12 protein-coding genes, 1 tRNA gene and 2 rRNA genes (1 of these 15 running past the window's edge) are annotated in these 13,527 nt (G+C 60.1%); 11 read left to right on the top strand and 4 right to left on the bottom strand.

All coding sequences use genetic code 11. The features are described from left to right. Positions 1 to 196 precede the first annotated feature (196 nt). Positions 197 to 532 carry a DUF6665 family protein gene (locus AB8B29_RS17330; protein ID WP_037199326.1) on the top strand — a complete coding sequence of 112 codons (336 nt, stop codon included), beginning with the start codon at positions 197 to 199 and terminating at the stop codon, positions 530 to 532. A 105-nt stretch (positions 533 to 637) separates the two neighbouring features. Here the strand turns inward: AB8B29_RS17330 and AB8B29_RS17325 are convergent, their stop codons facing one another. Continuing rightward, a complete protein-coding gene (locus tag AB8B29_RS17325) occupies positions 638 to 1,840 on the bottom strand; it encodes an ROK family transcriptional regulator (RefSeq protein WP_037199327.1) in 1,203 nt (400 codons plus the stop codon). Positions 1,841 to 2,070: 230 nt separating this feature from the next. On the opposite strand from AB8B29_RS17325, the gene AB8B29_RS17320 reads away from it, so the two are divergent. The 10 genes from AB8B29_RS17320 (at position 2,071) to AB8B29_RS17275 (ending at position 11,210) form a co-directional block, all read left to right on the top strand. Then, positions 2,071 to 3,309, top strand: coding sequence for an extracellular solute-binding protein (locus tag AB8B29_RS17320; protein WP_037199328.1), 1,239 nt, complete (start codon positions 2,071 to 2,073; stop codon positions 3,307 to 3,309). 72 nt (positions 3,310 to 3,381) lie between these two features. Next, entirely contained in the window at positions 3,382 to 4,266 is an 885-nt protein-coding gene (locus AB8B29_RS17315) for a carbohydrate ABC transporter permease (RefSeq protein ID WP_037199329.1), read from the top strand. After that, positions 4,266 to 5,111: a carbohydrate ABC transporter permease gene (locus tag AB8B29_RS17310; protein WP_112442450.1), complete on the top strand. Its 846-nt coding sequence runs from the start codon at positions 4,266 to 4,268 to the stop codon at positions 5,109 to 5,111. The genes AB8B29_RS17315 and AB8B29_RS17310 overlap by 1 nt, the downstream gene beginning before the upstream one ends. Then, the gene (locus AB8B29_RS17305; protein WP_112442452.1) at positions 5,108 to 6,130 is read left to right on the top strand and encodes an SIS domain-containing protein; all 1,023 of its coding nucleotides are present in this window, start codon (positions 5,108 to 5,110) and stop codon (positions 6,128 to 6,130) included. Before AB8B29_RS17310 ends, AB8B29_RS17305 begins: the two co-directional genes overlap by 4 nt. Further along, entirely contained in the window at positions 6,131 to 7,060 is a 930-nt protein-coding gene (locus AB8B29_RS17300; protein ID WP_047640535.1) for a PfkB family carbohydrate kinase, read from the top strand. Further along, positions 7,057 to 8,121, top strand: a complete 1,065-nt coding sequence (locus AB8B29_RS17295) for a sn-glycerol-3-phosphate ABC transporter ATP-binding protein UgpC (RefSeq protein ID WP_047640534.1) — start codon at positions 7,057 to 7,059, stop codon at positions 8,119 to 8,121. The genes AB8B29_RS17300 and AB8B29_RS17295 overlap by 4 nt, the downstream gene beginning before the upstream one ends. A 102-nt stretch (positions 8,122 to 8,223) precedes the next feature. Next, complete coding sequence (locus AB8B29_RS17290) at positions 8,224 to 8,538, top strand: hypothetical protein (protein ID WP_047640533.1); 315 nt, start codon at positions 8,224 to 8,226, stop codon at positions 8,536 to 8,538. Positions 8,539 to 9,106: 568 nt separating this feature from the next. After that, the gene (locus tag AB8B29_RS17285) at positions 9,107 to 9,328 is read left to right on the top strand and encodes a hypothetical protein (protein ID WP_052224389.1); all 222 of its coding nucleotides are present in this window, start codon (positions 9,107 to 9,109) and stop codon (positions 9,326 to 9,328) included. 459 nt (positions 9,329 to 9,787) lie between these two features. Continuing rightward, entirely contained in the window at positions 9,788 to 10,840 is a 1,053-nt protein-coding gene (locus AB8B29_RS17280) for an HWE histidine kinase domain-containing protein (RefSeq protein WP_047640532.1), read from the top strand. Then, the gene (locus tag AB8B29_RS17275) at positions 10,833 to 11,210 is read left to right on the top strand and encodes a response regulator (protein ID WP_037199340.1); all 378 of its coding nucleotides are present in this window, start codon (positions 10,833 to 10,835) and stop codon (positions 11,208 to 11,210) included. Before AB8B29_RS17280 ends, AB8B29_RS17275 begins: the two co-directional genes overlap by 8 nt. A gap of 293 nt (positions 11,211 to 11,503) precedes the next feature. Here AB8B29_RS17275 and AB8B29_RS17270 read toward each other — a convergent pair. From AB8B29_RS17270 to AB8B29_RS17260, 3 genes are all read right to left on the bottom strand, one after another. Next, positions 11,504 to 11,580, bottom strand: a tRNA-Met gene (locus tag AB8B29_RS17270). A 263-nt stretch (positions 11,581 to 11,843) separates the two neighbouring features. Next, positions 11,844 to 11,958 (bottom strand): 5S ribosomal RNA (gene rrf, locus AB8B29_RS17265). Positions 11,959 to 12,147: 189 nt separating this feature from the next. Next, positions 12,148 to 13,527, bottom strand: a 23S ribosomal RNA gene (locus AB8B29_RS17260) (it continues 1,481 nt past the right edge of the window).

Here is a 13,527-nt window from a genome sequence, read left to right as displayed (position 1 = left end):
CAGTCGATCTCCTTGTCGTCATGACATGAGACCCAAAATATAAGGTTCCAGCCACCCGAAAAACGTCTTCGCGGGCCGAAATCCAATACTTCCGCATTCCACGCCTTCGATCGAAATACCGACGTCGCGGTTTGGAAATTGGATCGAAATTGTGTAAAACCGAGGCAAGATTGGTCACCTGCATGCGGAGTCAGAGATGACGGTTCGCCCGCCGCGCAATTTCAATCCATCCAATATGAACGAGACCGGCCTCGGGATTCTCGAATATGAGATGATGTCGGAGCGCGCCAGCTCGCTCGGCCGCCATGGCATGAAGGTGGAGGCAGCACTCGCCGCGCTGCAGGAGGGCGAGGCCAAGGGCAAGGATGGCGTCGAACACGAGCGGCTGGTCGATGCTGCTGCGCAAGCCGTTTGGGCCATGTTCATTCATCGCGAGATCTGCGGCCTGCGCAACAGCCGCGACGTCATCCAGCGCTATGGCATTCCGAACAAAGTGCTTGCGCGCCTCGGCGCGAGCCCGCGCCACACATAGAGCAGTCAACGGTTTCACGAAACCGCTTGACTGCTCTATGTCTTTGTTTTTGCGCGGTTGCGGACGGAAAGCCGCTGCACACTTTTCCTGCAATCGCTCTAAACTTCAGGATTTCAGGATCGCCGAGAAGCGCGGATCGAAGGCATGGCCGATCGGCTCGGCGGCCGCGCCGCGCGCCACGGCCCAGGGGTCGGTCATGCCGAGCTGCAGGCGCGGCAACAGCCGGTCGGCGCGATCGGCATTGGAGGGCAACAGCGGCTGCATGGCGTCGATCAGCCGCGTCGCAAGGGCTGCAGGCGCGCCTCCGCACAGAATCACGGTCTGCGGATCAAAGATAGTCTCGATGAGATGCACGCTCCAGCGCAGGTCGATCGCCGCCTTTTCGATCCAGGCGAGAATCTCCGGATCATCGGCGGCAGCGCGCCTGTCGATCAGCGAATAGATGTCCGGCGCCATCGGATCGACGCCCAGATGCTCGTAGAGCGAGGCCAGCGATGCGCGGTGTTCAAGCTGGGTCAGCCTGCCGCCGGCCGTGAGCAGCGCCATGCCGATTTCGCCGGCATTGCCATGGGCGCCGCTATAAAGATCGCCACCGAGGATCAGGCCGGCTCCGATACCGTAGCCGACATAGAGGCAAACGGCATGATCGAGCCCATGCGCAGCGCCGACCATGCGCTCGGCGGTCGCGCAGGCGGCGGCGTCGTTCTGCAGGGTGACGTTGAGGCCGGTGCCGGCGGAAAGCGTTTCCAATAGCGGAAAGCGCTGCCAAGCGCCCATCATCCAGGGATTGTCGTCCCCATCCTGCTCAATGCCGAACGGACCCGGCATCGCGACGCCGAGCCCGACGAGGCGCTTCTCCGCCTGTGCGGCACGCAGCTTGAGCTCGGTGCGAACCTCCTGCACGAGCTGCAGCACCACGGGGGTGCCCGTGGCCGGTCCGCCGACCGGCAGGTTCGCCTCCTTGCCGATCAGCACATTGCCGACCAGATCGACAGCGATGGCGCGGGTGATGTGACGATCGATCTGCAGGCCGATCGCAAAGGCGCCTTCCGGCACGAGCCCATAGGGCGTCGAGGGTTGCCCCCTGCCGCGGCGCACCGTTTCCCTTGAGATCACCAACCCGTCGATTTCCAGCTCCTCCATGATGTTGGAGACCGTCTGTTTCGTCAGGCGGGTGGCACGTGCCAGATCGGCGCGGGAGAGGGCACCATTGAGCCGCAAGGCGTCGATGATCACTCGCCGGTTATGGGCACTGGTGCCTTCGTGGTTCGTTCCGCTCGTGGCCCTGATCGGGCGAACATCGTTCATGTGCATTTGCCTCTTGACACCAATAGAATATTGAAGAACAAATAAGTCAAGACAATTGACTTAAAAGAAACCACAGAGTTTCATGAGGGAACGCAGGGGAGCCTCAGGGCTCCGAAGACGCTCCGATCGAGGTTCGGCAGCCTGGCCGGCTGCCCGTTCGACACCTGACGGCGACATTTCAGCCGCCGTTGGAAAATCGCGTGACTGTCAAAAAAAAACTGGAGGCTGGAATGTTGAAATCATTGAACAAGACACTGCTCGGCGCAGCGCTGATCGGCGTATCCTTCGCGTCGCACGCCTTTGCCGAAACGACCCTGAACGCCCTCTTCATGGCGCAGGCCGCCTATAGCGAAGCCGATGTGCGCGCCATGACGGACGCCTTCACCAAGGCCAATCCGGACATCAAGGTCAATCTCGAATTCGTCCCTTATGAGGGCCTGCATGACAAAACCGTGCTGGCGCAAGGCTCGGGCGGCGGCTACGACGTCGTGCTGTTCGACGTCATCTGGCCCGCCGAATACGCGACCAACAAGGTTCTGGTCGATGTTTCCTCGCGTATCCCTGACGATACGAAGAAGGGCGTGCTGCCCGGCGCATGGACCACAGTCCAATACGACAGCAAATATTACGGCATGCCTTGGATTCTTGACACCAAGTACTTGTTCTACAACAAGGAAATCCTGGAAAAGGCCGGCATTAAGACGCCACCGAAGACCTGGGACGAGCTGACCGAACAGGCCAAGATCATCAAGGACAAGGGCCTTCTGGCCACGCCAATCGCCTGGAGCTGGTCGCAGGCCGAAGCCGCGATCTGCGACTACACCACGCTTGTCAGCGCCTATAAAGGCGACTTCCTCAAGGACGGCAAGCCGGACTTCCAGAACGGCGGCGGCCTCGATGCCCTGAAATACATGGTATCCAGCTACAAATCCGGCCTCACCAATCCGAATTCCAAGGAATTCCTCGAAGAGGACGTCCGCAAGGTCTTCGAAAATGGCGACGCAGCCTTCGCACTGAACTGGACCTACATGTACAACATGGCGAACGATCCGAAGGACAGCAAGGTTGCCGGCAAGGTCGGCGTCGTGCCGGCACCGGGCGTCGCCGGCAAGAGCGAGGCTTCGGCGGTCAACGGCTCCATGGGCCTCGGCATCACCACCGCCAGCAAGCATCCGGACGAAGCCTGGAAGTTCATCACCTTCATGACCTCGCAGGCAACGCAGAACCAGTATGCCAAGCTCAGCCTGCCGATCTGGGCATCATCCTACAGCGACCCGGCTGTCACCAAGGGCCAGGAAGACCTGATCGCCGCCGCAAAGGTCGGGCTTGCGGCCATGTATCCGCGTCCGACGACACCGAAGTATCAGGAACTGTCGACAGCACTGCAGCAGGCGATCCAAGAATCGCTGCTCGGCCAGTCTTCGCCGGAAGATGCGCTGAAGTCTGCTGCCCAGAACAGCGGTCTCTGATAGTCTTACCGGGCGGCGCCTATCGCCGCCCGCCTCTCGATCCTCCATGAAGAATGAAAGAAGGGGCCCGTCATGTCCGGCACCTCTATGACAACTCGCGCCTGGTTTTTGATGTTGCCGCTGCTGGTGGTGATGGTCGCCGTCATCGGCTGGCCGCTCGTCGATACCGTCGGCCTTTCTTTCACGGACGCAAAGCTTGTCGGCACCGGCGGCAATTTCGTCGGCATCGACAATTATGCGAAGATGCTGGCGAACTCCAATTTCCAGCGCACCTTGATCACCACGGCCTGGTTCGCGATCGTATCCGTTGCCGCCGAAATGGTGCTCGGCGTGCTTGCCGCGCTGCTCCTGAACCAGGAATTCAAGGGCCGAGGCGTGCTGCGCGCGCTGATGATCCTGCCCTGGGCACTGCCGACCGTCGTCAACGCCACGCTGTGGCGGCTGATCTACAATCCGGAATATGGCGCGCTGAACGCAGCCCTTACCCAGCTTGGCCTGATCGACGCCTATCGCTCCTGGCTCGGCGAACCGGGCACGGCGCTGACGGCGCTGATCGTCGCCGATTGCTGGAAGAATTTTCCACTGGTGGCGCTCATCGCGCTTGCCGCCCTGCAGGCCGTGCCGCGCGATATCACCGCCGCCTCGCTGGTCGACGGCGCCGGCCCCTTCAAGCGCTTCCGCTTCGTCATCCTTCCCTATCTTGTCGGGCCATTGATGGTGGCGCTGGTGCTGCGCACCATCGAGGCTTTCAAGGTCTTCGATATCATCTGGGTGATGACACGCGGCGGCCCGGCAAACAGCACGCGTACGCTATCGATCCTCGTCTATCAGGAAGCCTTCTCCTTCCAGCGGGCGGGGTCGGGCGCATCGCTTGCCCTCATCGTCACGCTGCTGGTGACGGTGCTTGCCGCGGCCTATGCCGCCCTTGTCCGCAAAACCGCGGGGAGTGCTACCTGATGGAACGCAAGAGCCCGCTCTTCACCTGCTTCATTTATGTCTGTGCCATCCTGCTCGCCGTCGTCATCCTGGCGCCGATTGCCTGGCTCTTCATCATGAGCATTTCGCCGGCTGCCGATCTTGCCGCCAAGCCCTTGCGCTGGTGGCCGCAGACGGCTGACTTCTCGCGCTACTGGGTGCTGCTTTCGACGCTGGAAAACAGCGAGGGCGCCGCCTTTACCTCGTCGCTGCGCAACAGCATCGAGGTTGCCGGCATGGCGACGATCGCAGCGATCGCGCTGGCGATCCCCGCTGGCTGGGCCGTGTCGCGCACGCCGTCCGTGGGATGGTCGCTCTCGATGGTCATCGCCACCTACATGCTGCCGCCCGTCGCACTTGCCGTGCCGCTCTATATGGGTCTTGCCTATCTCGGCCTGCTCAACAACGTCTTCGGTCTGGCACTTGTCTACCTGACGATCCTCGCGCCGTTTACGACCTGGCTGATGAAATCCGGCTTCGATTCCATTCCGAAGGAGATCGAGGCCGCGGCGATGATCGATGGCGCCGGGCTGTTCCAGACGCTGAAGATCATCACGCTGCCGCTTGCCATGCCTGTGATGGCGACCTCGGCGCTCTTTGCCTTCCTGCTTGCTTGGGATGAATTCTTCTATGCGCTGCTCTTCACCTCCGACCAGCGCGCAAAGACCCTCACTGTCGCCATCGCCGATCTGGCCGGCGGCCGTGTCTCGGATTACGGACTGATCGCGACTGCCGGCGTGCTGGCCGCCCTGCCACCGGTGCTGATCGGTCTCGTCATGCAACGTGCCCTGATCTCCGGGCTGACCAGCGGCGGCGTCAAGGGATGAACATGACCACAGAGAAAACACGCCCCGCCGGGCTTGCCGCGATCGATCGCGAAATGGCCCGCCAACATGCCGATGCGATTGCCTCCTTCGAGGCCGCTGCCGACATGGCTGCCAAGGCGGCAGCCTCGCTGAAGCGCACCGGCAAGCTGCTGCTGCTTGGCATGGGCGGCTCCCACGCCGTCAACCGCGCCGTCGAGCCGCTCTACCGCGCTGCCGGCATCGATGCGATCGCGCTACCGCTCTCCGAACAGCTCGGCCAGCCGCTGTCGCTCGAGGACCGGACGATCTTCGTGACGTCGCAGTCCGGCGAAAGCGCCGAAGTGCTGCGCTGGTTCGACGAGACGGGCGGCAATGCCGACACATTCGGCCTGACGCTGGAGGGCAGCTCCTTCCTCGCGAGGACCGCTCCCTCGCTGGTGGGCGCCGGCGGCACCGAGCTTGCCTTTGCGGCAACGCGCAGCCTCACCGTGACCTTCGCGCTGCATCTGGCGATCTTCACCGCGCTTGGGCAGGATCCCGCGAGCGCACTGGCGGTACTACAGGCACCGCAGACGCTCGATATCTCGCCGGCGCTTGCTGCCCTTGCCGATGTCGCCACCATCGTTACCTCAGGCCGCCGCCTGCAGGGCGTTGCCGAGGCGCTTGCACTTGGCCTCACCGAACTGTCGCGCCGCCCCTGCTTTTCGCTCGAGGGCGGCCAGTTGCGGCATGGGCCGATGGAAATGCTCGGGCCATCAATCGGCGTCGTGCTTTTCCGCGGCAACGACGCGACCGCCGGCCTGGTGACGGCCATGGCTGTTTCCGCCGTCGAGACGGGGGCGCCTGTGATCATCTTCGACGGTTCGCGGGAAGAACCGGTCCCCGGTTGCATCACGCTCCGTTTCAAGCCGGAAAGCGGCCTTGCCGCCATCTTCCAGATGCTGCCTGTGGCGCAGGCGCTGATGATCGCATTTGCCGATGACCGGGTCGAGAATGCCGGCACGCCGCTGCGCTCCACCAAGATCACCCGGAGCGAATGAATGAAGCCACTAGCAGTCATCGGCAACGTCAACATCGACCTGATCCTCGGACCGGCCGAGCCTTGGCCCAAGGCCGGCACGGAGATCATCGTCGACCATGACGAGCTGCGCGTCGGCGGGCAGGCGGGCAATACCGCACTCGCCTGGGAAGGCCTCGGCATCGATTACGAGATCGCTGCCAATGTCGGCAGCGACCAGTTTGGACGCTGGCTCAGTGAAGCATTCGGCACCCGCAGCAGCAAGTGGCCGGTGCGTCCCGAAGGCACGACTCTATCCGTGGGCATCACCCATCCGGACGGCGAGCGCACTTTTTTCACGACACGCGGCCACCTGCCACGGCTCACATTAGCCGACGTGCATGCCGTGCTCGACGGGACGAAACTTTCCGGCGGCTATGCGCTGCTGTGTGGCGCCTTCCTCACCGACGACCTGACACGCGACTACGAAGCGCTGTTCGACTGGGCGGATAGACACCGGATCACGGTTGCGCTCGACACGGGCTGGCCGCTTGACGGCTGGACCGAGAAGAATTGCAATTCGACGCGGCATTGGCTCTCCCGTTGCGGCATCGCGCTGATGAACGAAGTCGAAACGACGACGCTTGCCGGCGTGGACGATCCGGTTCAGGCCGCGAGTGCGCTTCGTTCGCACATGCCTGATGGAGCCATCGTCGTTGTAAAGCGCGGCCCCGAGGGCGCCATTGCCATCGGGGCCGATGGCAGCTTGGTTTCGGTCGCCGCGCCGCGTGTCACCGTCGTCGATACGATCGGTGCCGGCGATGTCTTCAACGCGGGTTTCCTGGCCGCCCTTGCCCGAGGCGAGCCGCTTGCAGCCTGCATTTCGGCTGGGACTGCGGTCGCTTCCCGTGCCATTTCCACTCTGCCGCGCAGCTACGGCCCGGCCAAAGCATCCGAGGAGGCCGTTCGATGAGCGCGCTTGAAATCCAGAACATCCGCAAGAGCTATGGCGATGTCGAGACGCTGAAAGGCATCGACATATCGCTTGAAAGCGGCGAGTTCCTGGTGCTGCTCGGCTCGTCCGGCTGCGGCAAGTCCACGCTGCTCAACATCATCGCCGGGCTGGCGGAAGCAACCAGCGGCGATATCCGCATCGGCAACCGCTCGGTGCTCGGCGTGCATCCGAAGGATCGCGACATCGCCATGGTGTTTCAGTCCTATGCGCTCTATCCGAACCTGTCGGTCCATCGCAACATCGGCTTCGGCCTGGAGATGCGCAAGGTGCCGGCGGCCGAACGCGACAAGGCGGTACGCGAGGCGGCGAAGCTGCTGCAGATCGAACCGCTGCTCGAGCGCAAGCCGAGCCAGCTTTCCGGCGGCCAGCGCCAGCGCGTGGCGATCGGCCGGGCGCTGGTGCGCAAGCCGGAGGTCTTCCTATTCGACGAGCCGCTGTCGAACCTCGACGCCAAGCTGCGCATGGAGATGCGCACGGAATTGAAGCGTCTTCACCAGATACTGAAGACCACCGTCGTCTACGTGACCCACGACCAGATCGAGGCGATGACGCTTGCAACCCGCATCGCCGTGATGCGGGATGGTCGGATCGAGCAGCTCGGCACGCCGGACGAGATCTACAATCACCCGGCAACGCTCTATGTCGCGACCTTCGTTGGCGCGCCGCCGATGAACCTGCTGAACGCGACCGCCGAGGCTGGTGCCCTGCGCATCGACGGCACCTCGATCACGCTGCCCATGCCTGCGACGAAGGACGGGGTCAAACAGGGACAGGAACTGGTCGTCGGCATACGGCCGGAAACGATGCGTCTGGACGAGCGGGGCAAGCTGGAGGCCATTTGCGAAGTCGCGGAGCTGACGGGTCCCGAACTGATCGTGACCGCGCAAGCCGGTTCGCAGCGGCTCATGGCCTGCCTGCCCCCGCGCACTGCGATTGCCGCAGGGCAGACGCTGAAGCTCGGTTTCGACGCCAACGCGCTGCACCTCTTCGACCGCGCCACCGGTCGCCGCTGCGAATGATTTCGCGGCCATCCCGCAGGCGCGCGTCGAGACGATACCGCAAGACCGATCCGCAGCCGGTTTCTCTCCGATGCGGCGCATATTGCCGCGCTTGCCGAACAGTTGCTCGACCTGCGGCGCCTGGATGTCATCGGCACGAATGTCTCGTGCGTCGATCTGGTGGAATTCTGCCGGAACGTCGCCGCCGACACGACGCCTCTCGCCAGTACGCAGGGATACGAATTGTCGCTGAGACAGGTGTCGACCGTCTGGCCATCTAGGGTGATGCCGGCGCACTACAGCGCGTCATCGTCAATACTCGTCCAGAATACGATCGAGCACAGAGGCGGCAAGGGAAATATCACCATCAAGATCGACAGACGCGCGATCATCGAAGTGAGGACGAAGGAGACCCGGCATAAAGGCCTCGAAACGTGAGCGGATATTCGAGCCGTTCCATCGCCTTATCACGGAAACCCTCGCACCGCAGACGATCATCCACCGCGATGAGCCGTCCCACTCCGATTCCGACCATTCGACACACTTCGCACAGTCAAGACGTTCGGTCTCAAATCTGAGGTCTTTCGTCTTTCGCCTGCCCTATGGCCAGGTATGGAGGGTGGAATTTGGGATCTCCGCCAGCCTTCTATAAGTATTCTCCAATATTTCTGCGACCGGAACCTTTGCTCCAGCAAAGAGTTTTCCTGTATGGAGGAAATTTACATGAACACTAATTCGAATAAACCAAATCTAGATCTCAGAACCACGCCATATGCACGCCGCTCTTCTTGGGGACCGCCGATCGCTATATTGGCGGTTGTTGCTGTCGCAGCGCTGGCGTGGAACTTTTGGCCTTATGCAAACTCGTCTTACACGAGCGCGAAGGAGTCTAGAATTCCGGCTGCCCAGAGGACCACGATACAGCCGTCGGCAGCCTCAATGCCGCCTGCGACGGCGCCTGCTCAGCAATAGAGAAGGCTCACCCGCAATAGAGAAGGATAGCCCCATGGCAAAGCATGATGAATCGCCGCTCTTGAGCGCAACGGATGTGAAGCAGGCTGACAAACGCGATACCAGCGCCTATGGGCGTGGCTCAAAAGCCGGCAAACAGAAGAACCCGGCAGAAGGCAACCCCTATCCCGAAGGCAGCCGCGCTGCCAAGTCGTTTGAACACGGACAACTGGACGCTCAAAAAGTCAGATGCAGCGACAAGCCGCCGGGACGATAGGTGCTCGCAAAGTGGCTCAAGTTTCGAACATCGACATTTTTTGGCTTCGCACGACTTGATGCCATATCGGCGGACATGTGTTGTCGCAATATCACCGATCGCGGCGGAACCTGACCGGCTGATCTCGCCGATACATCAACAAATATGCAGTCGAATTGAACCAAATTCGGTTCTGAACGTTGAGTTTAGTTGGAGTGCCATTACGAACAACGCACCGTGCAGTCAAGCGCGATGGAGATGATCGGGCGCTCCCCAGGAGACTTACATGGATACCACCACACTTCTCATCATCGTTATTGTCGTTCTGCTGATCGGCGGCGGCGGCTGGTTCGGCCGGGGCCGTTGGTACTAAGGATGCCCTTGCGGCGCGGATAAATGTTCGCTGGTCGCGAAGCTTCATAGAGTATACAATAATATCGACTGGCCGCGGCCCGCCAAACCACGAGATAAGGCCGGCACATGCCAGATATAATCGCCAAATCTGATGGTCAGAAAATCGCCGAAGCCGAGGTCGACGACTTCCGGAGGGAGCTCGGTCCTTTCGTCGTCGCCGCTGAAACGACACGAATGGCGATGGTTTTTACGGATGCGAAAGAATCCGACAATCCCATCATTTTCGCCAACAACGCCTTTCTCGACTTGACCGGCTATACTCGGGAAGAGGTACTCGGACAGAGCTTCAACTTTCTAATGGCGCGCGGCACGGATCCCGATTCGCTCGCGCGCATCGACGCCGCATTCGCGGGCACGACCGGCGGTTCGGAAATTTCCTATCGTCGCAAGGATGGCAGCGTGTTTTGGTCGGCGGTCCTTATCAGCCCGGTTCGAGACGAAAGCGGCGTTATCGTGCAGCACTTCGCCTCTTTTGTCGACCTTACCGATCATAAGCGGGAACAGGCCCAGTCTCGCATGCTCATCGACGAATTGAACCATCGTGTCAAAAATACGCTGGCGACGGTACAGTCGATTGTCTGGCAAGCCCTGAGGAATGCGTCCGACGTCAATGTAATCCGGGATTCCATTGAGCCACGGCTCTTTGCCCTGTCGCGGTCTCATGACCTATTGACCCGGGAAAGTTGGGAGGGTGCGGGGCTGCTCGATCTGGTCAACGCGGCTCTGGAGCCGTTTGGGATTGGAAACGGGCGCTCAGAGCACTTTGTCATCACGGGCCGAAATATCCGCGTCTCACCGAAGGTAACCCTTGCGCTCGGCATCGCGTTCCACGAGCTCGCGACCAATGCCGTGAAATACGGCGCGTTTTCCAACAAGACCGGATCGGTGCTGATCTCATGGACGATTGGGCCGTCGCCGGGAGGCGACTGGCTTCATTTACGCTGGCAGGAGAAGGATGGCCCGTCGGTGACATACCCATCACGGAAAGGGTTCGGCTCGCGCGTGATCGAGCGCGGCCTAGCTCATGAACTGGAGGGCACGGTTGATCTCGACTACCGGAGTGAGGGCATCGTCTGCACGATCAACTTTCCTGCGTCGAACGGTGTTCGTGATGGATAAATTGCTTTCCGGTCGCCGCGTGCTCGTTGTCGAGGATGAAATGCTGATCCTCATCATGATCGAAGACATGCTGGCAGACCTGGGATGTGCGGCCGTGACCAGCGCCGCCACGGTCAATCAGGCCATCGCCCTGATCGAATCTCAAAATTTCGATGTCGCCATGCTGGATATGAACTTGAACGGCGAAATGACTTACCTCGTAGCCGATGCGCTCGCTACGCATGGTGTGCCGTTCGCCTTCTCAACCGGCTACAGCAGTGACGACATTCGGGATGGTTATCGCGACCGGCCGGTTCTGAAGAAGCCGTTTATGGACAAGGAACTGGCCGAGGTCTTTACGCACCTTCTGCGCCGCGCCGCGCTCTTGTGACGCTCATATCTGTCAATTAATTGGTTTACGGTTGAACTGGTTTTGGGTTCAAGCTTATCGCCGATTATTGCTAGGAAGGTTTGAGTTGATTGTCTGCTGGCTCTTTGCTTGAGCGCGGCTCATTCTTCAGGCTGCTCCGGTTGCGAGCTATGGCATGTCAGCTATTGAGGACGCCGTGGCCCATGAGGAAGGCGGAGGTAGGGCGCTGCTTGAGGTGGCCGCCCGGCTGGGTGCGCGCTCCGGCAAGTCCCTGAACGCCGAAACGGCTTTGAAGTATATGCATTTGGGTGATTTGGTTGCGGGGGCAGGATTTGAACCTGCGGCCTTCAGGTTATGAGCCTGACGAGCTACCGGGCTGCTCCACCCCGCGTTACCAGCGTAAGCCGCTTTTCGGCTTATCGCGTCCAGCGCAAATCGCTGATCGATTTGTCGCTTGTTTCCCTTGGCCCTTATTTCAGGTGCGCAAGGGGATAATTGCTTGCTTTCAGAAGCGGCAAAGGCCGCTTTGTGCGGCCCATTGTAGCACGGCTGGAGCCGCTGAGCGATAAACTCTTCCGAGTTTACCGCGTGTGTGATGAGAAGATTATTTAGGCATAAACCGCGATGCGATTTAGCCTGAGTTGCGCTTGGCAGACCTGGCAGCGACCTACTCTCCCGCGTCTTAAGACGAAGTACCATGGGCGCAGGGGCGTTTCACGGCCGTGTTCGGAAAGGGAACGGGTGCGGCCACCCCGCCATAACCACCAGGTCGGCAAAGCGCAACTTCGGGCTAAACCGCTTGAGCGGTTTATGCCCTATGAGAAGCTGGCGAAGTCTGAGACTTCATTTGTCTTTATGAACACGTCTTTGGTTTGCTCTACGCGGACGAACGCTTGCGCGTTCGGCGTATAGGCATGAATGCGTTGCATTCAGCCTGTGATGAGCACTGGCAATGAGAACAATCAAGCCAATCGAGCTATTAGTACCGGTAAGCTTCATGCGTTGCCGCACTTCCACACCCGGCCTATCAACGTGGTAGTCTTCCACGGCTCTGATAGGGAACACTCGTTTTCAGGTTGGTTTCCCGCTTAGATGCCTTCAGCGGTTATCCATTCCATATGTAGCTACCCTGCTATGCCCTTGGCAGGACAACAGGTCCACCAGAGATATGTCCATCCCGGTCCTCTCGTACTAGGGACAGATCCTGTCAATATTCCTACACCCACGGCAGATAGGGACCGAACTGTCTCACGACGTTCTGAACCCAGCTCACGTACCGCTTTAATTGGCGAACAGCCAAACCCTTGGGACCTGCTCCAGCCCCAGGATGCGATGAGCCGACATCGAGGTGCCAAACAACCCCGTCGATATGGACTCTTGGGGGTCATCAGCCTGTTATCCCCGGCGTACCTTTTATCCGTTGAGCGATGGCCCTTCCACGCGGGACCACCGGATCACTATGACCGACTTTCGTCTCTGCTCGACTTGTCAGTCTCGCAGTCAGGCGGGCTTATGCCATTGCACTCGACGACCGATTTCCGACCGGTCTGAGCCCACCATCGCGCGCCTCCGTTACTCTTTCGGAGGCGACCGCCCCAGTCAAACTACCCACCATACACTGTCCCGGATCCGGATAACGGACCGCGGTTAGACATCCATGACGATAAGGGTGGTATTTCAAGGATGGCTCCACAAGAACTGGCGTCCCTGCTTCAAAGCCTACCACCTATCCTACACATGCCGACACGAATGCCAGTGTAAAGCTATAGTAAAGGTGCACGGGGTCTTTCCGTCTGACCGCAGGAACCCCGCATCTTCACGGGGAATTCAATTTCACTGAGTCTATGTTGGAGACAGCGGGGAAGTCGTTACGCCATTCGTGCAGGTCGGAACTTACCCGACAAGGAATTTCGCTACCTTAGGACCGTTATAGTTACGGCCGCCGTTTACTGGGGCTTCGATTCAGAGCTTGCACCCCTCCTCTTAACCTTCCAGCACCGGGCAGGCGTCAGACCCTATACGTCGTCTTGCGACTTCGCAGAGCCCTGTGTTTTTGGTAAACAGTCGCTACCCCCTGGTCTGTGCCACCCTCACATACTTGCGTATATAAGGGTCACGCTTCTTCCGAAGTTACGCGTGCAATTTGCCGAGTTCCTTCAACATAGTTCTCTCAAGCGCCTTGGTATACTCTACCTGACCACCTGTGTCGGTTTCGGGTACGGTCTATACGGTGGAGCTATTTCCTGGAACCGCGTCCCCGCCCACACAATCCAATAAGTGTGAACAAGTTAAGCAATCCGTCACTACCACCAGGCCCACGAATATTAACGTGGTTCCC

It is taken from the genome of Rhizobium sp. 11_C7_N12_5 (genome assembly GCF_051811145.1).
GTDB classification, from domain to species: domain Bacteria; phylum Pseudomonadota; class Alphaproteobacteria; order Rhizobiales; family Rhizobiaceae; genus Rhizobium; species Rhizobium lusitanum.
This window is presented reverse-complemented; position numbering and strand designations above follow the sequence as displayed.

Excerpts from the sequence above, each read along its gene's own strand:
- AB8B29_RS17310 (WP_112442450.1), top strand. The coding sequence starts at position 4,266 with ATGGAACGCAAGAGCCCGCTCTTCACCTGCTTCATTTATGTCTGTGCC.
- AB8B29_RS17325 (WP_037199327.1), bottom strand. The coding sequence starts at position 1,840 with ATGAACGATGTTCGCCCGATCAGGGCCACGAGCGGAACGAACCACGAA.
- AB8B29_RS17295 (WP_047640534.1), top strand. The coding sequence starts at position 7,057 with ATGAGCGCGCTTGAAATCCAGAACATCCGCAAGAGCTATGGCGATGTC.
- AB8B29_RS17280 (WP_047640532.1), top strand. The coding sequence starts at position 9,788 with ATGCCAGATATAATCGCCAAATCTGATGGTCAGAAAATCGCCGAAGCC.
- AB8B29_RS17300 (WP_047640535.1), top strand. The coding sequence starts at position 6,131 with ATGAAGCCACTAGCAGTCATCGGCAACGTCAACATCGACCTGATCCTC.
- AB8B29_RS17330 (WP_037199326.1), top strand. The coding sequence starts at position 197 with ATGACGGTTCGCCCGCCGCGCAATTTCAATCCATCCAATATGAACGAG.
- AB8B29_RS17275 (WP_037199340.1), top strand. The coding sequence starts at position 10,833 with ATGGATAAATTGCTTTCCGGTCGCCGCGTGCTCGTTGTCGAGGATGAA.
- AB8B29_RS17315 (WP_037199329.1), top strand. The coding sequence starts at position 3,382 with ATGTCCGGCACCTCTATGACAACTCGCGCCTGGTTTTTGATGTTGCCG.
- AB8B29_RS17320 (WP_037199328.1), top strand. The coding sequence starts at position 2,071 with ATGTTGAAATCATTGAACAAGACACTGCTCGGCGCAGCGCTGATCGGC.
- AB8B29_RS17305 (WP_112442452.1), top strand. The coding sequence starts at position 5,108 with ATGAACATGACCACAGAGAAAACACGCCCCGCCGGGCTTGCCGCGATC.
- AB8B29_RS17285 (WP_052224389.1), top strand. The coding sequence starts at position 9,107 with ATGGCAAAGCATGATGAATCGCCGCTCTTGAGCGCAACGGATGTGAAG.